The 22,786-nt window shown below is 44.5% G+C and carries 24 protein-coding genes and 2 pseudogenes; 23 read left to right on the plus strand and 3 right to left on the minus strand.

The genetic code is table 11. From position 1 onward, the window contains the following. Nucleotides 1–83: 83 nt before the first annotated feature. The gene (locus BUA75_RS11130; RefSeq protein WP_129583619.1) at nt 84–1,109 is read right to left on the minus strand and encodes an IS3 family transposase; all 1,026 of its coding nucleotides are present in this window, start codon (nt 1,107–1,109) and stop codon (nt 84–86) included. A gap of 24 nt (nt 1,110–1,133) precedes the next feature. Here BUA75_RS11130 and BUA75_RS11135 point away from each other — a divergent pair, with 24 nt between their 5' ends. Continuing rightward, entirely contained in the window at nt 1,134–2,411 is a 1,278-nt protein-coding gene (locus BUA75_RS11135; RefSeq protein WP_072874688.1) for an IS110 family RNA-guided transposase, read from the plus strand. Nucleotides 2,412–2,795: 384 nt separating this feature from the next. On the opposite strand, the gene BUA75_RS11140 is transcribed toward BUA75_RS11135, so the two are convergent. Beyond that, nucleotides 2,796–3,131, minus strand: a complete 336-nt coding sequence (locus BUA75_RS11140; protein ID WP_072874689.1) for a transposase — start codon at nt 3,129–3,131, stop codon at nt 2,796–2,798. Between the two features lie 166 nt (nt 3,132–3,297). Between BUA75_RS11140 and BUA75_RS16550 the strand changes: the two genes are divergently transcribed. From BUA75_RS16550 to BUA75_RS11255, 22 genes and pseudogenes are all read left to right on the plus strand, one after another. Then, a complete protein-coding gene (locus tag BUA75_RS16550) occupies nt 3,298–3,426 on the plus strand; it encodes a hypothetical protein (RefSeq protein ID WP_423219875.1) in 129 nt (42 codons plus the stop codon). A 350-nt stretch (nt 3,427–3,776) separates the two neighbouring features. Beyond that, on the plus strand, nt 3,777–4,016 hold the full coding sequence (locus tag BUA75_RS16125; RefSeq protein WP_072874690.1) for a hypothetical protein: 240 nt from the start codon (nt 3,777–3,779) through the stop codon (nt 4,014–4,016). 415 nt (nt 4,017–4,431) lie between these two features. Then, nucleotides 4,432–4,635: a hypothetical protein gene (locus BUA75_RS11155; RefSeq protein ID WP_129583620.1), complete on the plus strand. Its 204-nt coding sequence runs from the start codon at nt 4,432–4,434 to the stop codon at nt 4,633–4,635. 993 nt (nt 4,636–5,628) lie between these two features. Then, nucleotides 5,629–6,896, plus strand: a protein-coding gene (locus tag BUA75_RS11170) for an IS3 family transposase (protein WP_129583621.1) whose coding sequence is annotated in 2 segments (ribosomal slippage) — nt 5,629–5,962 and nt 5,962–6,896 — 1,269 coding nt in all. Because the reading frame shifts where the segments join, the coding sequence is not laid out codon by codon here. A 110-nt stretch (nt 6,897–7,006) separates the two neighbouring features. Beyond that, complete coding sequence (locus tag BUA75_RS11175; RefSeq protein ID WP_072874696.1) at nt 7,007–7,717, plus strand: hypothetical protein; 711 nt, start codon at nt 7,007–7,009, stop codon at nt 7,715–7,717. Between the two features lie 265 nt (nt 7,718–7,982). Further along, a complete protein-coding gene (locus tag BUA75_RS16130; RefSeq protein WP_207549752.1) occupies nt 7,983–8,135 on the plus strand; it encodes a hypothetical protein in 153 nt (50 codons plus the stop codon). Nucleotides 8,136–8,426: 291 nt separating this feature from the next. Further along, nucleotides 8,427–8,681: a hypothetical protein gene (locus tag BUA75_RS11180; protein ID WP_129583622.1), complete on the plus strand. Its 255-nt coding sequence runs from the start codon at nt 8,427–8,429 to the stop codon at nt 8,679–8,681. A 380-nt stretch (nt 8,682–9,061) separates the two neighbouring features. Next, nucleotides 9,062–9,406 (plus strand): hypothetical protein, encoded by a 345-nt coding sequence (locus BUA75_RS11185; RefSeq protein WP_072874698.1) that lies wholly within the window; start codon nt 9,062–9,064, stop codon nt 9,404–9,406. Between the two features lie 172 nt (nt 9,407–9,578). Beyond that, entirely contained in the window at nt 9,579–9,881 is a 303-nt protein-coding gene (locus BUA75_RS11190; protein WP_072874699.1) for a hypothetical protein, read from the plus strand. Nucleotides 9,882–10,122: 241 nt separating this feature from the next. Then, nucleotides 10,123–10,443 carry a hypothetical protein gene (locus tag BUA75_RS11195; protein WP_072874700.1) on the plus strand — a complete coding sequence of 107 codons (321 nt, stop codon included), beginning with the start codon at nt 10,123–10,125 and terminating at the stop codon, nt 10,441–10,443. A gap of 105 nt (nt 10,444–10,548) precedes the next feature. Then, nucleotides 10,549–10,809, plus strand: coding sequence for a hypothetical protein (locus BUA75_RS11200; RefSeq protein ID WP_072874701.1), 261 nt, complete (start codon nt 10,549–10,551; stop codon nt 10,807–10,809). 408 nt (nt 10,810–11,217) lie between these two features. Continuing rightward, a complete protein-coding gene (locus BUA75_RS11205) occupies nt 11,218–11,790 on the plus strand; it encodes an RNA polymerase sigma factor (RefSeq protein WP_072874702.1) in 573 nt (190 codons plus the stop codon). After that, a complete protein-coding gene (locus tag BUA75_RS11210; protein ID WP_072874703.1) occupies nt 11,765–12,586 on the plus strand; it encodes a hypothetical protein in 822 nt (273 codons plus the stop codon). Before BUA75_RS11205 ends, BUA75_RS11210 begins: the two co-directional genes overlap by 26 nt. Continuing rightward, on the plus strand, nt 12,570–13,469 hold the full coding sequence (locus BUA75_RS11215; RefSeq protein ID WP_072874704.1) for an ABC transporter ATP-binding protein: 900 nt from the start codon (nt 12,570–12,572) through the stop codon (nt 13,467–13,469). Before BUA75_RS11210 ends, BUA75_RS11215 begins: the two co-directional genes overlap by 17 nt. Then, nucleotides 13,441–14,571 carry an ABC transporter permease gene (locus BUA75_RS11220; RefSeq protein ID WP_072874705.1) on the plus strand — a complete coding sequence of 377 codons (1,131 nt, stop codon included), beginning with the start codon at nt 13,441–13,443 and terminating at the stop codon, nt 14,569–14,571. Before BUA75_RS11215 ends, BUA75_RS11220 begins: the two co-directional genes overlap by 29 nt. Nucleotides 14,572–14,814: 243 nt before the next feature. Next, on the plus strand, nt 14,815–15,027 hold the full coding sequence (locus tag BUA75_RS15680) for a hypothetical protein (RefSeq protein WP_129583623.1): 213 nt from the start codon (nt 14,815–14,817) through the stop codon (nt 15,025–15,027). Between the two features lie 9 nt (nt 15,028–15,036). After that, entirely contained in the window at nt 15,037–15,420 is a 384-nt protein-coding gene (locus BUA75_RS11225; RefSeq protein WP_129583624.1) for a hypothetical protein, read from the plus strand. A gap of 260 nt (nt 15,421–15,680) precedes the next feature. Then, nucleotides 15,681–16,724 carry a hypothetical protein gene (locus BUA75_RS11235; RefSeq protein ID WP_072874708.1) on the plus strand — a complete coding sequence of 348 codons (1,044 nt, stop codon included), beginning with the start codon at nt 15,681–15,683 and terminating at the stop codon, nt 16,722–16,724. Nucleotides 16,725–17,038: 314 nt separating this feature from the next. Further along, a complete protein-coding gene (locus BUA75_RS11240) occupies nt 17,039–17,266 on the plus strand; it encodes a hypothetical protein (RefSeq protein WP_083574309.1) in 228 nt (75 codons plus the stop codon). Nucleotides 17,267–17,840: 574 nt separating this feature from the next. Next, on the plus strand, nt 17,841–18,194 hold the full coding sequence (locus BUA75_RS11245) for an HIT family protein (protein WP_242650314.1): 354 nt from the start codon (nt 17,841–17,843) through the stop codon (nt 18,192–18,194). Nucleotides 18,195–18,483: 289 nt separating this feature from the next. Next, nucleotides 18,484–19,838: pseudogene (locus BUA75_RS11250) on the plus strand (ISNCY family transposase). A gap of 328 nt (nt 19,839–20,166) precedes the next feature. Further along, complete coding sequence (locus BUA75_RS11255) at nt 20,167–21,537, plus strand: purine-cytosine permease family protein (protein WP_083574299.1); 1,371 nt, start codon at nt 20,167–20,169, stop codon at nt 21,535–21,537. A 33-nt stretch (nt 21,538–21,570) separates the two neighbouring features. On the opposite strand, the pseudogene BUA75_RS15495 reads toward BUA75_RS11255, so the two are convergent. Then, nucleotides 21,571–22,695, minus strand: a pseudogene (locus BUA75_RS15495) (IS3 family transposase); the annotation flags it as partial. Nucleotides 22,696–22,786: the final 91 nt, after the last annotated feature.

The raw sequence follows: 22,786 nt of genomic DNA on the forward strand, positions 1-22,786 counted from the left end.
TCGTCGCCTGCTACACGCAGGCGTGGATTGAAACCGGATTGACACCCGTAAGTTGGACATAGCTCTCTTTTTCTAGCGTTTTCTTAGACTTTCACATTTTCTTTCGGTTTTAATCCGGTATCACAATGCTTTTTGTGAAACTCGACCGGCGATAAGTAGTGCAGGCTGGAATGCATCCTTCTTTCATTGTAATATTCCATGAATGAAACTACTTCCCGATATGCCTGTGTATAACTCTCAAATTCAAAGCGAGAAAAACAGTCATCTTCCAGTATCCTGTGAAAAGATTCGATATGAGCATTCATATTTGGTGTCTTTGGCGGTATCCGCTCATGCTCCAGCCCAAGTTGTTCACATGTGGATTCAAACAGGTGACTGACAAACTGTGGCCCATTGTCGGAACGAATTACAGGCAACTCGGATTTCCCGTATAATTTTCGTTTCCAGAGCGCACTTTTCAGTGTATTTGCAGCATCTGTAGCCTCGCAGCGCAACCCAATATGGTAGTCCACAATTTGTCTGTCATACACATCAATATACGACAGCACGAAGAAGAATCGATCTTCACCCGTAATATAGCCATACTTAATATCCACTTCGAACAATTGATTCGGACCCGTGATATCTCGGTTTCTAGCCAATTTCCGAGGATGCTTTTCCTTCAATTTGCGTTGTGGCTTAAGGATCTTCAATTCCTTGCAAAGCCGATATACCTTTTTCTTGTTGATAACCAACTGGTACTTTCTCTTTAATAAATAGGTTAACTTGAGATATCCATAGGCAAAACCATCTCCTTCTATTTCATTCATAATCCATTCCTTGGCCTGCTCGTCACTTACCTTGCTGCCATCTTGTGTATAGGTATATTCGGTTACAGGACGCCCTCCAGCAGTCGTTCTCGGCTGTGGTTCATGTGTCTGCTGATAGTAATAGGTGGACCTAGAAACCCCCACGATGCGCAGCACGATGGTGACTGAATACCCGGCTGTGATCCACTTGTGTGCAATCGCTATTTTATCCGCAAACATTCCTGTAGAAGCTAAGAAATAGAGTTTGTAGAAATAATAACGCCCCGATACGATAAGTGTGTACTGGGTCGTAGCCCTCAATAACCCATCGTAGGAGGCGTTAATATGAAGTCTAGACTGGTTAAAGTGCAGAATCAACGCGTGGAACGAATTTCCACTACAACCCTTGTCATTGGTATCGACATCGCCAAGGAGAGACACGCTGCACAAGCTATTAACTTTAGAGGAATCGTCCTCAGCAACAAACCTATTATATTCTCAAATGACCGCTCCGGTTTTGAGCATCTGGAACGAACAATCCGCAAGCTACAGACAACCCATGGCATGGACGACGTCATCATAGGTATGGAGAGCACCGGACATTATTGGTTTAACCTTGCTAACTGGCTTGTTAAACAAGGTATCGACGTTGTGCTCGTGAATCCACTGACCACCAAAAGAAACAAGGAAAACAGAGATAATTCGCCTTCCAAAAATGACCCCAAGGATGCACTGGTCATTGCAGATGCCGTCAGTCGTGGATACTACGCCTCCTTTTCCCCAAAAGACGAAGCATTCCGGCGGATCCGAGTCGTCGTCACAAACAGGGAGCACTGGGTGGTCGAACGTGGACGGATCGAAAACCGTATCCATCGTTGGCTGGATATTCGTTTCCCTGAGTATGGACAAGCATTTGAGGATATTTTCAGTGCTCGTTCCCTAGCGACATTGCGCCGGTTCTCGACGCCGTCTGACTTGCTACAGCTTACTCCAGAACGAATGATAGAAATCTGGGGAGAGTACATGTCGAGACCTGGTGGTTTGCGTGGAAAACGTAAGGCTATTGAATTGCTTGAGTTAGCCAGACACAGTGTTGGAGACACTTTCGCCCTGGAGGAAGACAAATGGGAACTAACACATTTGGTGGATGAGTACGAACGAATTCAGAGGATTGTTGAGGAAGCTGACGAGATGATGAAGAAGATGCTGCCCGAGATTCCTGGTTCAGAACTCGTTCTGTCCGTCGGGGTATCTGCTCCTGCAACGGCTGCCATTTTAGCCTTTGGCGGTGATTTAAGTAAGCTGTCTCATGGAAACCAGTTGCTGCGAAAAGCCGGTTTGAACCTCGCTGAGAAGAGTTCTGGTAAATACAAGGGGAAAATAAAGCTCACAAAGCGAGGCAATTCGCTACTACGCAAGCACCTCTACTTCACTGTGTTTCGCCTGCTGTCCCACAATTCTGCGTTTCAAGCCCTGCATACACACAACATTGAAGTGAAACGGATGACCAAGATGCAATCCATCATGAAATTAATCGGTAAACTGGCTCGAATGCTCGTCGCTATAGCCAGACAAGGGGAAGAATTCAGTTTAGATAAAGCCCAACTTACGTTAGCAGCTTAAGAAACCTGAGGGTCTCGACACGTAGATTGGCTCATTCGCAGGATTTCACAAAGAAAGCACGGAGTACCAAGAAACCCTCACTTTAGGGCAAAGCAGACCCGTTCCGCAAACGTTGATTGGACTCCACACCTTGGATAGATAGGACGAAGGAATGTAAGGGCGTAGACCCGTCGAGATTTGGGAGAGTGAATCCCAGGGACCTTGTGGAGAGAAGCGTGCAGCAAAGGACCTATATGGAAGATGCTGTTAAAACGCACTGCACCTTCTGTTCCCGCACGCGCTCGAACGGTTCTGCCTTACGAGGTATCTCCTCATTCCCACTCCATCTTATAACTAGGTTAATGAAATCCTGCGAATGAGCGAGCATTCGTGAGAAAAGGCTAATCATCTGAGGGAGTGAGGGTTGGCTTTTTTTAACAGGTCACGCAAAATGTGATTTTCGAGTGCCTGATCAGCTAATGCCTTTCGTAATTTATCATTCTCAGAAGCCAACTCTGAACGCTCTTCAACGACCTGTTGGTAATCATCTGAAGTGACATGTGTTGGTATACCTTTTGATTTTCCAGGCGTTATACCTGTCTTCTTAAACTCACGAGTCCATCTACCAACCATATTGGCATTTAGATCGTGCTTCCTTGCCACAATAGTAGGACTACCAGTTTCCAGACATTCCTGGACGATCTGTTGCTTGAACTGTGATGAAAATTTCCGTCGTTCCATAAAGACAACCTCCCGTTGCTTCTAGTCTCCTATACTTTAGAGAGGTTGTCCAACCTGATTTCGGGGCTTAAGAGAAACCGAGCTTATCTTTTTGCGATAAGCCTCCTGCAACGTCGCCTGCTACACGCAGGCGTGGATTGAAACTTGGTGAGAGGGTAAGAGTCATGTGATGGATCAGCAAGTCGCCTGCTACACGCAGGCGTGGATTGAAACGGGAAGCGGTCGTGAGTGGGGCGCAGGAAACAAGAGGTCGCCTGCTACACGCAGGCGTGGATTGAAACCACCACCACCTTAGCTCAATTATATTTTGCTTTTGTCGCCTGCTACACGCAGGCGTGGATTGAAACATAAAGCGTGCTCGGTTCGTAAACTTCAGTCAAGTCGCCTGCTACTGTCAGCATCAGTTGTAAAATCCCCCCATTCTCTACCTGTAACATGACAATCTCCTCGAAAGAAAGAGAATACTGACCAAAAATGGGGAGTTTTTTTGTGATTCACGAAATGAACCGTCGAGGAATGAAAATCTCAGTAAGTTATCATGAACGAGGCTCGGCTCCATGTCACAACCCGTAGGTTAGTTGGCAATACTTGTATTTGTGGAAACACCGATGCCAATCAGAGCTACATTGGGAGGGAGCAGATATTATGAAGGATAGTAAAAAGTATATTGGTTTAGACGTTTCAAAGGATTTTATCGCAGTGGCCATTGCAAATGAAGGGCGAGATCATCCTAGGTATTTAGGTCAGATTTCCAACAACCAAGAGTCGATTCGGAAGCTGTTTAAGAAATTGGGTGAGGGAGCGTTTGTCCAATCTACGAGTGTTAATTCGGTTGTGCTTCAAGTTCTTGCTCGTCTTATACTTGCGAACCGTCCGGTTCTTTAGCCCATTTTCCTGCATGATAACAGCCACTATCTTTTTAACTAATCCGTGACCTCAATACACGTAGTACTCGTGTAATCTTGGGGCTCGATAAAACCACCCAAAATCGCTTGTGACGTAAAAAGTCGAACTCCTAAACCGCGTCTTTCAGCTAAACCTCTGTATGCGTAAAATTCCCAAGGGATAATTTCTATAACTCTTTCTTGGACGCATTCAATGCCTGGAGCGTTTTGCTTGAGATGTTGTTTTTCCTTCAACCATTTCCACGGAGAACTAGAGGTTACGAAGGAAAATGATGCAGTTGGGATGCGCACGCAGGGAGCATTTTTACCGCGATGCCTATCGTATCTATCAAAAACTTTGGCCGTGTTGTCAGCAATTGTTGTTTTAGACTAGGTGGTATAGGAGGATTATGGTGTTGCCTTGGTGGATGGGAGTTATGATCAGTTGGGTGTCTGTGTATGTTGTTGCAATCACATCTTGCAGTCTTGTTTGGCTGATGTTTCGACGAGTTCGTCAACATCACGAGACATACAAAGCCTATATTCGATTGGTCTCTCCTTATATTGTGATTCCATTGAGTTGTTTTGCAATAGTAAAACTGCTCACACACTTCATATAAAAGCTTCCAATTCTAAAGTTTCTCCTGTAAACGATGTTACTCTATGATAATTGGCTGGTAAGAAGAACGTTTTTGGGGTGTCAGCAACGCATATTAATTTTATCATGAATGGTACGGTGGATCTTATACTCAGCGTGGCAAAGAAGATCACAAAAGAATTAGGGATGTCATTAGATAAATTGTGAGAGATAGTATTTGAGTAAAGTACGGCTTTATCCTCTTTTACGCAGACACGACAACAAAAACGTATACGCAACAGGAATTCATCGAAGCGAATGACAGAGACGAGGCTATTCAGTTATTCTGTCGGAAGTATCAACTCACCGCGGATTCAGATGAAGGGAGTGCGGCGTGGTTTATCGGGAAAGACGGCGCGGCGTTGAGGTTTGGTGTTGAAGCGAGAACATAGGTCGGTGGAGGATGCGGATGGACTGACAAGCATGAGTAGGACGAACAACTTTACTGCCCCATCTACAATTTCTCCAGGAGCGGAGAAACACGTGGATGTACACCGTTTTGTAGCAACTGCAGGTATAAAGGTGTTTGAACTTGACTTTTTCATAAACCATTTTTTTCAATCTTCACCTAAATTTGTAATTTTGGCATACTATACTAAATTGATACTGTCAAGGAGGGCGCACGATTTGGTGACAAAGAAGCTGTAGTTATATGGGCTCCTTTCTCGTGATGCCTTGACAGAAATCTCCACCGATTGGGCAGATCAAGGCGTATTGCTATCGTCCAAGTGGCTGCTTTTGGGATTTGATCGAAGCCTTTGGCCATCCTATAAGTCGCGCGATTTTGAGAAGAATATCTCAATTAAAAGCTTTGAAGTGACTCAAAATCTGTTTTACAGATTTATCGAGTTTGCTTCAACAATGAATATTAAGGTTATTTCCATTACATTCACAGAAGATTTCTCTTAAGCCCCGTAATCAGGTTGGACAGACTCCCTGCTAGATAGCATACTAGAAGCAGCAGGAGGATGAGATAATGGAACGCCGGAATTTTTCAGCACAGTTTAAACAGCAGATCGTTCAGGAGTGTTGTGAGACTGGGAATATTACCCTCGTCGCAATAAAACACGACCTCAACGCAAACATGGTTCGCCGCTGGATTAAGCAGGTCAACGGTGTTGCGGGGAAAGCCAGCCCAAAGACAAGAGGCAACGTCACCAATGTCACATCTGAGGAATTACTTCAGTTGCAGGCTGAGCGTAAGGAACTGGCTTCAGAGAATGAACAGATGAAAAAAGTCATGGGCGAGCAAGCCCTTGAGATTTCTATCTTGCGTGACCTGTTAAAAAAACCAAACCCTCACCTGCGGACAAAGTAGCGATTGCACACAAGTGGATCACAGCCGGATATTCAGTCACCTTCGTGCTGCGCATCGTGGGGGTCTCTCGATCCACTTATTACTATCAACTGACACACGAGCCGAAGCCGAGAACGACTTCTGGAGGGCGTCCTGCGACTCAATACACGTATACGCACGATGGAAGCAAAGTCAGTGACGAACAGGTCAAGGAATGGATAATGAACGCCGTAGCGGGAGATGGGTTTGCCTACGGATATCTCAAGCTGACCTACGTGTTAAAACGAGAGTATCAGTTGGTTATCAACAAGAAGAAGGTATATCGACTGTGTAAAGAGCTGGGGATTCTCAAACAGCAGCGGCAAATCAAGTCCAAGTATCCACGGAGATTGGCCAGAAATCGGGACATTATGGCACCGAATCAGCTCTGGGAAGTTGACATCAAATACGGCTACGTTCACGGTGAGGACAGATTCTTTTTCGTACGGTCATACATTGATGTATTTGACCGACAGACAGCGGATTATCATATTGGGCTTCATTGTGAGGCAACAGACGCTGTGGATACGTTAAAACGAGCACTGTGGAAACGTCGACTACTCGACCAATCTGTCTTACCCGTCATCCGTTCAGATAATGGACCGCAGTTTGTCAGCCTGGCCTTTGAGTCGACATGTGAACAACTCGGTATTGAGCACGAGAGAATACCGCCACGAACACCGAATATGAAAGCACACATCGAGTCTTTCCACAGGCTTCTGGAAGACGACTGTTTGTCACGGTACGAGTTCGAAAGTTATGAACAGGCATACAAAGCAGTCGTAGATTTTATGGATTATTACAACAATCGGCGGCTGCATTCAAGCCTGCATTACCTGCCACCAGCCGAGTTCAACAAGCAACACTACGAGACTGGGCTAACGCCGAAGACAAATGTGAAAGTCTGAGATTACGCTAGAAAATGGGAGCTATGTCCAAACAACGGGTGTCAATCCGTGTCTGCGTTTAATGATATTGAACGCAGACAAAAATTTCTTGAAGTATTGAGGTGTTGGGCTTGAAATATATCCATTACATTTTAGCAATCATATTAATTTTAAGTTTATCGGGGTGTACACCATCAGCTCAGATTAATCACAAAACTAATGATTCTCCCCACCCAACAATTTTTATCAAATCTAGTACTGGATATAATATACCCTCGACTATTAAAAACCCTATTCAAGCTGCAGAAGCTGCCATGACTTGGAAGTTATCTGACGGAGAAATCGTTCATGCGAATAATAAAAATATTATAAATGATATCAATATTGGCGATTTATCTATTGTTAGAATACAGATTCCAAAAATTTATCCTCAAAATATTGACTACATATTAATACTAGAATATACAAATCAGAAGTGGATATTAAGAGGAGTATTAGGTACTATACTTCAAAATCCAGCACCTAATAATGAACTAGCAAACCCCTACGCTAACATGATGTATTCGCTAGCAAATGCATATAAGGTAGGACATTTTGCAGAATTCTATACACCGAAAATTTTAATTAATATAGCTCAAGTTCCCTTGAATTTTGTAAATCTACCAATGGGACAAAAATACCAATTAAAATCCGGACAAATTGTGCATGTATTTTCACAATCGAATGAAACCATATTATATTTCAATTACGGTGGACAATGGCTTATTTTTGCTTCTCAAATGAACAAGAAACAAATAATAGAATTCGCAAACAGTATCAAGATATATCGTTACTTTAACTGAAAATTGAAGCAAAAATTTTAGACTGTCGAAAAAGACCACTCATAGCGCTCACTTTTCGACAGCCTTGGCGAAGGTTCATCACCTTCGCTTTTTCATATCTGCTGTCTGTACTTTTTCATTACAGGCATCTGTTGATGGCTTGCCATATGTGTGGCTTGGCTTTTCTTTCAGACCGTGTTTTGGGTGAGGCAAAAAGCGAATTGGGGAATGTTACGAAGGGTAGGTATGAGAGAGTCTGGGAAAATGTCTCCGACCGCTTGTTCTCTTGAATTCGCTGGCTGTTTTCTGGCTGGTGCTCATCATTACCTTATGTGTTTTGGCGGTATTGGGCGATTTTTTCTTGATGCCGTGGGCTTTGGCTAGTCTCATTAACAGAATATATTTGCCTGACAAATTCCATGTTCCGGATGAAAAATGAAGGAAACTGAGAAGTCGATGAATGGCGAAGCTCACGCGAGCTTCGCCTCTTTCATTGCTACAAGGGCCACTTGAATCAAAAAAGCCGTTGACACCCTCTTGTTGTCGAGCGATAATGCTCGACGACCTTGGATAGAAATAAATTCTAAAAAAGATATTTATTTCTTTTTATGAAGGGTGCGTGGGTGTCGTGGGACGTGGGGATGCAATAGAAACGAGGCACTGGCGATCCGATCAGCCGATGGTTGTTGTAACTTCTGCAGAGTCAACACATTCACGGTGGAAGGTGTTGGTGCAACTGGCCATAGCGGGGGTGATAGTCAGTTTGGCAGGGACATCGTTGGCCTTTGGCATCGTGAATTTGTGGAGCCGCCAATTGCCCTCGCATCCACGAACCGTTACCGTCAAGGTAGAGCCACGGGATACGTTGTGGGGACTTTGCGAACGGTATGATCCCAACCATGTGATGGCGGCGTTTTCGTGGATGACGATGCGGTACAAGGATTTGCAGGCGGGCGAGATAGTGAAAGTGCCGGTGGTCCACTGAACAATTCATTATTTGTACTAGAAATGTTATGAATGCTGTTTCACAACACGATTTATCCGCTCTTCTTTCTTTGTTTGAAATGGGAGACAAACGAAGAGAGTAATGAAATCACTTTTGAACATTATCCCAAAACGTCAAGTTTGAGGCGCGTTGTTTATTGAAGAAACGGATATAAGAACTGAATCAGACTGTCATCAGTCATATGCATAAGGATTAAATTGTTGAATTTAATGGTTATTTTGCATCAGGGCAGAAGTATTCAAGAAGATAGTTTGTATAAATTACCATGATAGAGTATGTCACCTTGGGTTTTATGCCTTCGTCTATACTCTTGAACATCATTCATTGACCACAAGAATTCAAAGGGAGACGAAGCATTTATGAAACATAAGGCAGGATTGCTGGGGAATATTACTGTTGGTGATGTTTCCGCACAGGCGCCTATGCCTGTTGTTACCCGTGTAACGACGTTTGCTGAATATGCACCAACTACTATACAGATGGTTTGCGGATTAACGCTTACACCAAAGCACGTAGTATCGAACGACCCATGGATTGGAAAACCAACAAGTTGGGTTCCAGTATATTACTTGCAAGTAGAACTAAAATCCGTTTGGTGTCCAAAGAACATGGAACGGAAATACGCTAGATATTTCTTCTATACGGAATACGCGGATGGAAAATTTTTCTCGAGCACCTCAAACGGGGACACCGCCTACGGGTGAAATGCAATTTTCGATTGTTGGAAATCAGGATGACTTTGTTTGGGCACCAAAGCTTGTAGCAAATGATCCCACAACTAAAACACAGACAACATACATTCCTGTTTACTACGCAAATCTTTTTCTCCAACAGTGATTACTGATGGGGGTGTCGTGGACTAAAACAACTTAGAGCATGGCAACACAGAACGAACCATTAAAGATAACGATTAGCTCTGCATCAACTACAGCAAGAGTTGGGCAATCCGTCACCATTTCAGGGACTGCATTGCTAAAAAATGGTGTAGGTGCTCCTGATACTCAGCTAGGTGTCATGGGATTAGACCAACCAGGTGAAACATTAAATGGTAGGGTTGCAGTGACGGACACACATGTACATTTTTCATATACAACTTCGATTTCGTCAGCAGGGACCTATACTGTGACTTTCTTGGATTACAACGTTTCGTCTCAACCGATTAAGATTGTAGTAAAGTAATTTGGCGCTTGGAGCCACATCTTCGTGGTACCTTTTGCACATAAGAGGGCTGATGCCGAAGAAGGATTCTCCCTCATGTTTGCATAAATATCTAAACAGGGATTTACTGGGTTATGTCGTTAGCGGGCAGGAACACGCAAGAATACTCCATTGTTGTGCATAAACACTCCAAAAAGTGGAGTGTCACTTCATGAGACGTAAGTTCGTCTTATTGGTGTGAACAATAAGGAGAGATTTTTAAATGAATTACAAACAATGGATAACTGTTGGATTGACATTAAGCTTTGTTGGAATGGTAGCAGGGTGCGCTACTGGAAACAGTTCAATTCATGAGACGAATAATTCTGTGTCAACAAATTTAACTGGGCATGCAACAAACAATATTGCTCAACAAACGAATGGCACTACGGTGAACAACAATACGAGCAACACCAGTACCTCAAATTCACCAGGTAATAAAGCGATCTCAAATTCTTCTGGTTCTGGGACGACTCCATCTGGAGGTAATGGACCATCCTTAAATTATCTTGCTTATACGAATAGTCAATTGTCTCAAATTTGACAAACAGCTAAAACTCAAGGTATTAAAACGCCATATGCATTAACCAAAAGTGCAGGAGACAGTGGCGTATATAAACTTGTTCAAGTATCGGGGAAAAATAACGTCATGAAGCTGGCGTATGAAAATATTACTGTCTATGAAGCAACTTACTTCGATAACATCAGCAACGCACTTCAAGCATTGGCAAAAGGAAATAAGATGGATCAAGAAAATAGTTTGACACTCAGTAATGGAAAAAAAGCAGGGTGGTGGAAAATCACGTATGGGTCAGGAAATATAGTTTATATCCTGACGGTACAGATGAATAAAACATGGATTGCGTTGATGCCACCAACTTCACAGACTCCTCATAAACAACTCATATAGGCAATTGCGACAACTCTTACACCAGATTCATCAATTTCATAGTGAAAGTGTCAAGAACGGGAGGCGATTTTTTTTACCTTCCGTTTTTGCGGATAAGAATGCGAATATACAGTATGTTCGCCCGCTCGTTTTCGTATAATTATTCGCAAACGAGGAACTGAACGAAATGCGGCTATCGGGCAGCTAGAATGAGGGAGAAAACGAAAGAACATTGAGAGAGGTTAACTGAAGAAGGATTGACTATCAACCAGTTAGAATTGATTGCAAGAAGCTCCTTGGGAGCTTTTTCGTGTTTCAATGTGGTATTACGCTTCATAAAACATACTGTGATGAATTGCCATGTATTTTTTCAAGACTTGAAAACTATATTGGGTGTTTTCTCGTTTATATAGATGAAGGGGGATTGATATGCAACAATCGGACGAAGCACTTGTTGCTGAAATCAAATGTGGTAGTCAGTCCGCCATGGAAGTGCTCATTCGTCGCCACTATAAGTTGGTATTTGCGGTTGTTTATCGAAAGACGGGTAATTATCACTTGGCGTGCGATTTGACCCAAGACATTTTCATCAAGGTGGCTGGAGGGATTGGTCGTTATACTGGAGACGGGAAGTTTAAGAATTGGCTCGTCACCATTGCCTATAACCACTGTACAGACTACTTCAGAAGTCCTCGAAGTCGTCATCAAAATCAAGAGACGTCTGTTCCAGAGAATCTTCCAGATGAACGAATGAACGTGATTCGCTTATTAGAGAAAGACGATGAGCGACAAAGGGTGAAAGATGCTTTGATGGGGTTGCCTGAGTACCAGCGTGATGCCATCGTACTAAGTTATTATCAGGACATGAAAATTAAAGACATTGCCAACGTTATGCAGTGCAGCGATTCAACTGTAAAATCGAGGCTGCATCAAGGGCTCAAGAAGTTGCGGAAGTTGTTAAACGGGGGTGATGAACATGACACAACACGAAACCACTCGTGAATGGGAAGAGTTGTTTAAGGAAAACGGCGACCAGGTGGATGTCAACCAATTAAGTCGTATGCTCGACAAATTCACGGTCGATTTCCCGCCTGAACATGTCATTCAAAACACCATCGACCAAGCTGTTTTTCACGTACTACAGCCTCGTGAGGTCACGGCAGTACCACTGTTTAAACGTATATGGGGGATTGTGTCGTTTCAAACAGAATATGTTGCCAAGTGGTTTTGGTTGGTCAGTGCATTGATGTTCCTGTCGGGATACCTGATCACAGCCAGTTGTGGATATAACCCATACAAGATCATCATCATCTTGTCTCCCTTGCCGTTTATTCTTGGCATTCTTGAACTCTTTCGCAGTGTGGACAGTGGTATGTCGCAAATTGAATTGACGTGCAAGACATCGCTTCCACAAACACTCATGGCACGACTCACAGTCCTCGGCATCTACAACATCGTCCTCAACACCGCGATGTCTGTTGGATTATCATGGCTGGTTGGAATGGACCTATGGCGCGTCGTACTTTTCTGGTTTGTCCCGTTCACATGGATTTCTGCTGTAACACTGTATCTCTCGACAAAGTTTCGTGGCAGGGCTTTGGTACCGGTGGTCGCATTGGTCTGGTCGATATCCGTGGCGCTTGCCTTTTCAAATCCAAGCGTTCTGTCCTTCCTTTTGTCACTGAATGACGTGATGTTTGTCGTGTTGTCTTTGCTTGGACTAGTACTGTTTGCAAGTCAAATAAAACTGCTTTATGTCCGTTTTAAAGGGGGTCTCTTGGTTGAAATTACAGATTGAGCAAGTTTCAAAAACATATAAGGGGGAACAAGCGTTATCGAACTTCACCGTGGAGTTGACCGAAGGCGTTCACGCACTCCTCGGTCCAAACGGAGCAGGCAAAAGTACACTGCTGAAAATCATCGCAGGAGTACTGAACCCATCTTCAGGGCATGTTTTCGTGGACGGAGAAGATACCATTCGCATGGGAGAACGTTATCGCGAGCTTCTTGGTTATCTTCCGCAACACTTTGGTCTATATAAGAACTTCACCGCAGAACGCTTTTTACTGTACATTGCGGCACTGAAGGGCCTGGACAAGCGTACGGCTTCACAGAAAGTGACTGAGGTGTTACAGGAGGTCAACCTGGAGGATGTGCGGCACACCCAGCTTCGCAAATTCTCAGGTGGCATGAAACAACGTATGGGTATTGCACAAGCGCTTTTGAATGACCCAAAAATCCTCATCGTCGACGAACCAACGGCAGGGCTTGATCCGAAGGAACGGATTCGTTTTCGGAACGTCCTTGCATCACTTGCGGGAAACCGGATTGTCCTTTTCTCGACCCATATCATTTCCGATGTGGAGTATGTCGCGCAGGATATTCTCTTGGTGAAAGACGGGCACTTGGTAGGTTATGGCGCACCCGAGTCGTTGCTGTCTCAAATGCAAGGGCACGTTTGGCAGGTGTCTTGTTCACAAAACGAGGTTGCCAAGTACCAAGGGTCATTTCAGATCGCAAACATGTGTCGCATTAAAGACAGGATAGAACTTCGTATCATTGCTGGTGACAAACCTGTCCCTCACGCGGTGGCTGTGAACCCGACACTAGAGGACCTGTATTTGTTTCAATTTGGAGAGGAGGCGGTGAGCGATGGAACATCTGTCAATCACGCGATTTGAGCTGTATAAATTGTTTTCACGGAAGAGCATTTGGATACTACTTACAATCATGCTTGTAGGACTATTCTTGCCATTACAACTTCTTATTGCTTCAACAAATCACCCACCAGTGTACCAAGCAACACCGCCAACTAAACAGCAGTTACAGCAAGCGAAAACTGACCTGCCGATCGTCCAACAAAAGCTTCAAAACAGTCATGTCGGTAGCTTAGTGTACTGGGATTTATGGCATGAATATCAAAGGGACCAAGCCATCGCCTCGTCGTATTCAGGAACAGCGGTTGCCACAAGGATGTATTCGCTCCAGGAATCCATGGCTCACCTTAAAGCAAGTGGACAGATGGGTTTTGCTTACCGCGCTGACAAACTGGAGTACGACATGCTCAAGAACCTACCATTTATCGGCGGTGGAATGTATAACGGGGGCGGGGCGATGATGATCGATTTCTTCAAAACTTACGGCTTTATCATCTATGCGGCAATGATCCTCATCGGCTTGGCACCCATTTTTTCGGAGGAGTATGCTAGTGGGACAGACAATTTTTTGTTGACCGCAAAAAGGGGAAAACGACAACTGGTCTCTGCGAAAGTAAAAGCGGCGCTGCTGTATTCTGTGGTCATTGGATTTATTATTGAAGTTTGGAATCTGGGCTTGAATGCACTCCTGTTTGGTACTCAGGGCTTAAATTACCCAATTCAAAGTATTCCATTATACAGGGCACCATTCCACTTGACTATCCAGCAGTATATCCTTGTTGCTATTGCAATATTTCTGTTTGGTGGGGTGAGTTTTTCTTGCATAGTGCTACTGGTGTCGGCACTCAGCCGTATGACACTCATTTCGTTTGTCATTTCGACAGGAATTTTTGTGTTGCCCGCACTGATTTCGAAGGTAGTTCACCAATTCTGGTCGGGAACACTTTTGAATTTCAGTTATACTGGATTGCTTCAGGTTTCACGACTGTACTATCATTTTCTGGCTTACAATGTACTTGGACATCCTGTACTGTATCCGATCTTAGTCTTCCCGATCTTCATCGTAATTTCACTAATTGTCACACGCCTTGTGTACGTGGCGTATGGACGACATCAGGTCGTCTAAAGCAAGGTTCGTAACAGGAAGTTCGGGCGTTCAATAATCGCCCTTTAAGTGTATCCACTCATCTTACGTAGATATGTGGTAGGGAAGCTATTGCAGTAACAGGTGTGAATATTTAGGATGTTCGCCAGCTCATTACCGTATAATTATTTTCAGACGAGGAACTGAACGAAATCCGGCTATAGGGCTATATGATGCTGTGAAATTTATACAATAAATAGTTGGTTTTTGGAAGCATAGGATGAATTGAATTACAATCGAAAGTACACGATTGCTGGATTAAGTGTCACTCTATTTATACTTTGTGGATGCGGAAATACGCCAGCTTCAAACTCAAATGCTACCAACAAGGTTGCTGGCATTACAGTGAATTCATCGCGGTCACTAGGCAGCGGACTTTCGTCAGATAACGGTAATGATTTGTCCACTTATCTAACAATCAATGTTCAAAATACGTAATCCAATCCTTTGTTTAAGACAATCCTGACGTTACCAAATGGAAAAGTCATGAATCCTAACCAATCTGTTCGTTGGAAAGACATACTCGTCCAGCTCATTGTTACAAATTTGTTCCCGCTTTCTAATAGTGGATACGGAACGGTAATCGGCAATCACTCCACTGTCATCAATCACGAATACGTATCAAGTTCGGCTGGCAAGGCGTTACTTGTGTTTAACAAACGGACACAACCAGCGGCCTCACATTCTAATGAGGCAACTTATGAATATTGGGCAATTGTTAACGGTAGCCAATACACTTATGCCGTCGAGGGTACGGTTGTCGGTATTGCAAACAGTGTGAAGAATGAATTTATACAACTTTTACATCACTGGAAAGTACCAAAATCCTAGTTGAAAAACATATCACAGATACTGAAGAGCGATATTGGCTTGCTTAATAGCCACCAACTTGTGTCAGGAACAAACATTGCAAGAATGATGTGTATGAACATGTAGTAGTCTCTTTGCATGTCTTTTTGCGCTCTCGGGCCGGAATCTGCAATTAATGTCTTATATTTCTTCTGAGTATAAAACACATTCAAAAAGTAGATTGTAATCAGATGTGGACTTACTCCGTCTAACATTTTGTGACATCACGAGGAGGTACTAAAATGACGAGTTATAGGAAATGGGCAACAGCGGTTGTGGCATTGACCATCATGGGGGGTGTAGCAGGCTGTGGTACAAGCGGAGGAGCTAGTCCAGGATCGAATGCAACAAACAGCACAAAAGGTGTAGCACCATCCAATAACACAGTCGCAAACAGAACTGCTGGAGCAAACAACGCAACCACAAATACATCAGCACCGTCCAGTAATACCGCGACAACGAATACGACGAAAAGCACCGTCGCTTCGATGGTTTCAGTCACGATTCCTCTCACATATGGACAATCAACCACATCTATGAGTTTCAAGGTTCCATCTGGATGGGTTAAGCAAAAAGTGGGTCAAGGAGATACCAGCGGATATGCTTGGGTAAATCCACATGACTCAAACCAACAAATTGACCTGATTACATCTGGTAATATCGGTGCAATTAAAAACTATACAACGGGACAATGGGATGTCACAGGAATATTCGGTCACGGAACGAAAGGTATTAGTTGGATAGGTGTTTCATCCGATAAGTTGACTGGGAGTTTCATCGATACCACGGGAGTGAATCCCTATGCAAAGAGCGAGCAGACGCCATATACGGGATACGGTAAAGCATTCATTGTACAAAGTCCGAATCCATTTTCGGTATTTGTCGTAGCTTGGGGGTTGCCGCTCCATGCTGACACAGTTCTACCCACCATTCACCTGCATGAAACAGTTTATGTGTTCTCCCAGGCGATGCTTGAAGAGATTTATGCTGTGAAATACTTTAGTTCAGTGGGACCCATCATTCCGCCTCAGAATGTGGCAAACGATGTGAACAAATGGGCTCCTTATGTATCGATGAGCATGATGCCTTATGCACCCGCATCCGAACAAGTCTTAGACAAACAATTAATTCAAAATATCGAAGGTCCAATGACGCTGCTAAAGAGCTTACCTGGATATACGTTGCATCACGATCAATTGCCATCAGGCAGTCGGACGTACTGGTATCCATCCAATAACAAATTTCCGACATGGGTGGATCCAAGGCCCCAGCAAATAACTAAATAGTCGTTTACCGTGAAAAGCGTGAATGGCGACAACAAAGTACCATGGGTAATCTCAAAACAAGACATCCAATTCTCAAAAGGAATGGGTCTTTAAGCTGGATTAGTTCTTGAATTATCGGATGCAAAAATTCAAGTTCCCTGAGCCATCTGTTGTATGATTATACGGTGGTGTATACTTTCGGAATCTTGCGCAATCGAAGCAGTATAGTCTCACAACGAACATGTGTTGAACTTGGTTGGTGTGAAGGCTTCGGTCGCTTAATTCAGTTATAATACTGGTACACTCATTTATGGAAGTAGGCGAAGGGTATGGCGATGTCGAAAAAGCTTGATCACGAAGCAGCGAATCAGTTAAGGACGATTTTCTACAAGCTCAACTTAGATAGTCGAAAGATCACAGTCGACTTATACAATGAAACCGTTGAGTCAGAGGATGATTACGCTGTTGATGACATTCTTGAGTCTGCTGGAATTCTAACGCCTGAAGAGGATCGACAACTCGAAGAGACGGTACGCCAAATGCGCGAGGGTGACTGGGATTAAGTTCCATTCGCGGATATCTACTGGACACAAATATCGCCATCGCCATCTTGGCTAATGAGTTCATTGTCATGGATTTTGTTAGGCAGGCATCGAACGACATGATGCCATTATTTTTTCTCCATGATCACTGAATGTGAGGTTTTTAGTAGTCAGAAGTTACACGGTTAGCAACTCTATAATAAGCGGCGCTGCATAGACGTTACTTCCACAATAGCTCGAACTGCAGGAAGTTAAGGCGCGAACAGCGAGACAAAGCAGAAAACTAAAAACTCCTGATTCCCTAATCATAGCAACTGCTATTGATGATGCTCAATTAGGACTTGTGTCACGGGATTTTGACATGGAGTTTATTAAAGGTGAACTGAACGTCCTGGTTGTTCGGTTGTAAAATGCATGTTCTTCGTCACCTCCGGAATTCATTGGATTTATTCTCTTCTTCCACCTCAAGCAATATTAAAGTGACAACTAGATGTCCCATCCAACGTATGAATATACAGCCTGGCTGAGGGACCCCTTCTGATGCTCTCAGGCCGCAATGTGCAATGAATATCTTCTCGGAAAAGAGGAGAATTTGATGAGTGATGATTGGAAGAAAGATAGGTTTGGAGCCATTGAACGCAATGAAAATCCAATGATTCTTACTAGAATGAAAAGTGGTTATGCAGTAATCGGGGATACTCAATTTCTTCCTGGATATTGTGTACTATTGGCGTATCCCAAAGTTGCTTCTCTTGAAGATTTAAGTTTAGAAGCCAAAACAGACTTTTTGCGAGATATGAGTTTGTTGGGAGAAGCGGTTCAGTTCGTGTGCAATCCGAGGCGAATGAATTATTCCATCTATGGAAATTCTGATGACTTCCTAAATGCTCACGTCTTTCCAAGATATGATTGGGAACCAGAAGAAAGAAAACCTTATCCTGTTTGGTAGTATCCAAGAGAAATGTGGGTCTTGCCAGCGGTTCAATATTGTGAAGAAAAGCATTTATCTTTGCGTCAACAAATTGCAACGAAACTTACCTCTTTGATTGCGAAGTGCAATTCTAATTAGTGGCCCCTGAAAAAGTCGTCGTTTGCGGCAATAAAAAAGGAATCGCAAGACCTGGTGGTGAAGTGGTTGTTGTCGAGACAAACACACGCCAATCGGGGTATTTTGCGAATTCCTTTGCCTGAGAGTTTCGTCATTGCACCCCGGGATTCCTGTTAAGGAGTGCTGGAAAATGCTACGGACTCACCAGAGTCAGACGACGCTTTGGGATACCATCTTGCCGGAATCGCTGCTCAAATTGCCGGCAGAACTGGAATATATCGATCAAATCCTGAATGACGAGCGGTTTATGGCTTCGTTCCTGGCTTCAACTCTTCCATGGGTCGTCCGACGGTCCCGGTACAAACCTATTTGCGCCTCATGTACCTGAAGTTCCGTTACCAGCTAGGATACGAATCTCTCGTTCAAGAAGTCAGCGACAGTATCGCATGGCGGCGTTTCTGTCATATCGCAATCGACGGGAAAGTGCCGGATGCCAGTACGCTCATCAAGGTCAGGAAGCGGTATGGTGAGAATATCATTGAGCAAGTGAATGAACTGTTAGTGAAGAAGCTTGATGAGCAGAAAATCATCCGTCATCTCAAGTTGCGTACGGATACCACGGTGGTCGAATCGGACATCCATTACCCAACGGATGCAACGCTTCTTCAGGATGGCGTTCGTGCCATCACCGGGACAGTCAACCGCATTCGTAAACTGGCATCGCACGCAACAGAGGGTTTCGTTGATAAGACGGATGCGGTAAAGAAAAAGATACTAGCGTTTGCAAAGGTACTGCGCCGCCGGATGAGCCAATCTTGGGATGAGATCAACCAGATGACTCAAGAGGTTGTGGACATCACACAGAGTGTGTTGCAGCAGGCTGAGTCGGTGATTAAGAAGTTACATCAGACAAAGAAGCCGTTGATAGAGGCGCAAAAGGAAAAGCTGCAATCCCTTGTAGACAAGACAAAACAGTAGATCGACCAGGCGAAGCAAGTCATCGATGGAAATCGAATGATCCCGTACCGTCTCATCAGCATTCATGACCCGGAAGCTCGGCCGATCAAAAAAGGCAAACTCACCAAGAAAGTTGAGATCGGGTACAAAGTTCGTATCGATGAGACAGAAAGCGGATTTGTGACCGGATACGCCGTCTATACAGGCAACCCATCCGATGACGATCTGCCTATTCCGGCTGTACAGCATCATCAAGAGGTATTCGGTTCAGTGTCTCATGCGGTGGCCACGCATCGGGGGTTCAGCAGTCGCAACAATGAGCAGATGTTGAGAGAAGAACTGGGCATTCATCACGTGAGCACACCATTCCGAGGCAAAAAGAGCAAGTGAAGGACGGAGATCGAAAGGGAGCCTTGGTTCATAAACCTACAGAGATTCCGAGTAGGTGGCGAAGCCAAAATCGGGCTGCTGAAGCAAAAGTACGGACTGGGCCGGTCCCGATTCCGAGACCACTCGGGCACATCGACATGGGATGGATACGGCATCCTGGCCCACAATCTAAGGAGAGCGGCCCAAGTAACCCAGTAATTGGGGATTGAATGTGCGAAAAAGAATAGTCATCCCACAAAAAGTCCTATTTCAGCTACCCCGCAGGGTAGAGGTAAACTCAAACAACGACTTTTTCAAGGGCCACTAATTAGGTTGTGATTTATCCGCCGGATGCGTTGCCCTTCTTTCTTGTATTGTAAATTTGATCATTGCGTAGCAGCGCATCGGCCAAGCGGATGAACTTTCACGCTCCTCGCCCTTCGGGCTGTAGGTGCGAGTTCAGCTACACTGCCCAACTGCAACAACTATCTTGCTGAAAATTCTTTAGTAAGACGACTCTAAAAACACTATACGAGGAGGAAATAACGTGCTAGAACAGCGTGAGACGGAGCGTCGGATGTCTGGGCTGCTGGGTGAAGTAGAGACGGTTGGTATATTGCCTGTCCCGGACAACGAGCGAACTATGTCCTCTGGCAAAATGACTATTGTATGGCTGATGGCTTCGGCGTCCGCTACGACGCCGCTCATTGGTTCGTTGCTGTTTCATTTTGGACTCACGGATATGGTTCTTGCCATCCTACTAAGCTTTCTCATCGGTCTTGTACCCGCGGGACTTTTTTCGGAAATGGGTCGTGAGGTACCGTTAACAGGTTTAATTGTCGCGCGCAAAAGTTATGGAACTTTGGGCGCGTTCTTGTTCTCTGTCCTATTTTCGTTTGTGAATATGGGTTGGTTTGGATTGAATACCGCTGTAGCTGGTGAAACCTTGGCCGCAATCACACACATGCAAGGTTCGCTGTGGTTTTGGATTATCGGAGCTGTTCAAGTGATTTTGGTGCTTTTCGGCATGAAGTGGCTGGAATATTTCTACCGATACACCTCTGTAGTACTGCTCGTATGCTATGCGCTGTTGGTCTATCTGTTGTTCTCTCGCTATCACGTCGCTATGCCCCATGCCACAGAGGCCATGCAATGGGGCGCAGCCATCACCACGGTCGTCACCTTTTCGATTTTAGCTTGGACCTACAAAGTCTCCACAGTGTCCCGATTCGCCATTCCGGCATCTAATCCCAAAGCACGTATCGCTTTTTTCTTATCACCATCCGTGGGCATTATGGCATCCGTTTTGGTGATGGGACTCATGGGGATGTACTCACAGCAAGCTACCGGAAATTGGAATCTGGCTCTTCTTGGTTCTAACGCTCCTGTTTGGGGAGTATTCGCGGCGGTAGGCGTGGCTTTGGCTATTATTCACACGAACGCGATGAACCTCTATCCGTCGACGGTTGATCTACTAGTGGCACTGAATACTTTTCGAAAGCCCAGTAAATGGGATCAACCCATTGCTACCATTGTTTTGGGCTTTTTCAGTACAGTGCTGGCGATTTTGGGTATTTTAAACCATGTTCAAGGGTTTCTTGATGTCATAGGTGATGTCATTATCCCCTTTACATTCATTATGATCGTGGACTGGGTCTGGGTACAGAAAAAGAAAACGCCAGCGTCAGCCTTCTTTGAACGCCCGCGTACCCCACGCGAATGGTGGACATGGCCGTCCATTGTCTCCTTTGTTGTAGGATTAGTTATTAGCATTTGGGGCGGAGATTGGTTTCCCAACCTTTTCTCTGCGGTGTTACCCTTACCAGTAGTTGGAGGATTAGTTGGATCTGTTGTATTCGTCATTTGGGAACTTCCACGCATCCGTTCCTTGCCCCAGACAATAGAAAAGCAACAATAAATGACACATGGGTGGGTGGTCATACATGGAGTGATATTGAACTGGCGTTTTGTAGCCGATTGACGAGTGAATCCGCACTCGGTTGTACCAAAGATCGATGTATTCCCAGATGTCTCGCTTTGCCCTTGCCCTTGTTTCATATGTTTCAAGATGAATTAGCTCCCGCTTAATGACACTGTGGAACGACTCGATGCAAGCATTATCGTAACCATTGCCTTTGCGGCTCATGCTACCGATCATCTGGTATTCCTTCAACTTGTCCCGGTATTCCCTTGACGCATACTGACTTCCACGGTCCGAGTGATGCAGTACACCATCATCCGGTTTTTCACGCTCATAGGCTTGCTCTAACGCAGCCATGACGAGTTCCTTCGTCATCCGTGAATCGGCTTTCCACCCAACAATTTTCCGTGTGAATAAGTCCATGATGCTTGCAACATATAGCCATCCTTCGATGGGCCAAACATATGTGATATCCGACATCCAGACCTGATTTGGACGCTCTGCTTGGAATGTCTGGTTAAGCACATGGTCATGCACCGGGTGGTTGTGTTTCGAATGGGTGGTCGCCTTGTATTTGTGTACGGTACGACTTTTTAGCCCGTTCTCACGCATTATTCCAGCCACTGTTTTCTGACCAACTCGACATCCTTCTTCATGGAGAATCCGTGTAATTTTCGGACTCCCGTATCATCGCCGAGAGGACAGAAAGATTTGATGAATGCGTTTTGTAAGCTTGCGATATCGCTGTTTGCGTTCGCTATCTGGGCGTTTGAGCCATGCATAGTACCCGCTTCGAAATACCTGCAGCACTTTGCACATCCTCTGAACCGAAAACTCGAAGCGATGGTCGTAGATGAACTGATATCTTATTTCCGGTCGTTGCTGAAGATGCGCACTGCGTTTTTTAAGATTTCTATTTCCTCTCTCAGCTCACGGTTCTCATGCTCTACATCCCAAGTCGCTTGGGCTTGGGGCTTCAAATTCCCACTGCCAACAAAGGGATGTTTCGGATCGCTTTTATATTGATCAATCCACCCATAAAGCGTCATTAAAGTCATAACCAGATCCCGTGCCACTTGTGAGGCTGTCTTCCCCTCCTCCAACACCAACTTCACCGTATTCAATTTAAAAATCTCAATCATATCTACGTTCCAACACAGACACCTCAAATCGATGATTTACTTATTTTCACATTATCGATTTGCTGTGTCCACCATTAGAGCCTAACATCTATCCTTTCTCGCTC

It is taken from the genome of Alicyclobacillus tolerans (assembly GCF_900142255.1).
Classification (GTDB): Bacteria; Bacillota; Bacilli; order Alicyclobacillales; family Alicyclobacillaceae; genus Alicyclobacillus_I; species Alicyclobacillus_I tolerans.

Coding starts and splice junctions, on each gene's coding strand:
- BUA75_RS11235 (WP_072874708.1), top strand. CDS start 15,681: ATGACGAGTTATAGGAAATGGGCAACAGCGGTTGTGGCATTGACCATC.
- BUA75_RS11245 (WP_242650314.1), top strand. CDS start 17,841: ATGAGTGATGATTGGAAGAAAGATAGGTTTGGAGCCATTGAACGCAAT.
- BUA75_RS11210 (WP_072874703.1), top strand. CDS start 11,765: ATGACACAACACGAAACCACTCGTGAATGGGAAGAGTTGTTTAAGGAA.
- BUA75_RS11220 (WP_072874705.1), top strand. CDS start 13,441: ATGGAACATCTGTCAATCACGCGATTTGAGCTGTATAAATTGTTTTCA.
- BUA75_RS11185 (WP_072874698.1), top strand. CDS start 9,062: ATGAAACATAAGGCAGGATTGCTGGGGAATATTACTGTTGGTGATGTT.
- BUA75_RS11205 (WP_072874702.1), top strand. CDS start 11,218: ATGCAACAATCGGACGAAGCACTTGTTGCTGAAATCAAATGTGGTAGT.
- BUA75_RS11190 (WP_072874699.1), top strand. CDS start 9,579: ATGGCAACACAGAACGAACCATTAAAGATAACGATTAGCTCTGCATCA.
- BUA75_RS11195 (WP_072874700.1), top strand. CDS start 10,123: ATGAATTACAAACAATGGATAACTGTTGGATTGACATTAAGCTTTGTT.
- BUA75_RS11200 (WP_072874701.1), top strand. CDS start 10,549: ATGAAGCTGGCGTATGAAAATATTACTGTCTATGAAGCAACTTACTTC.
- BUA75_RS11140 (WP_072874689.1), bottom strand. CDS start 3,131: ATGGAACGACGGAAATTTTCATCACAGTTCAAGCAACAGATCGTCCAG.
- BUA75_RS11240 (WP_083574309.1), top strand. CDS start 17,039: ATGTCGAAAAAGCTTGATCACGAAGCAGCGAATCAGTTAAGGACGATT.
- BUA75_RS11135 (WP_072874688.1), top strand. CDS start 1,134: ATGAAGTCTAGACTGGTTAAAGTGCAGAATCAACGCGTGGAACGAATT.
- BUA75_RS16125 (WP_072874690.1), top strand. CDS start 3,777: ATGAAGGATAGTAAAAAGTATATTGGTTTAGACGTTTCAAAGGATTTT.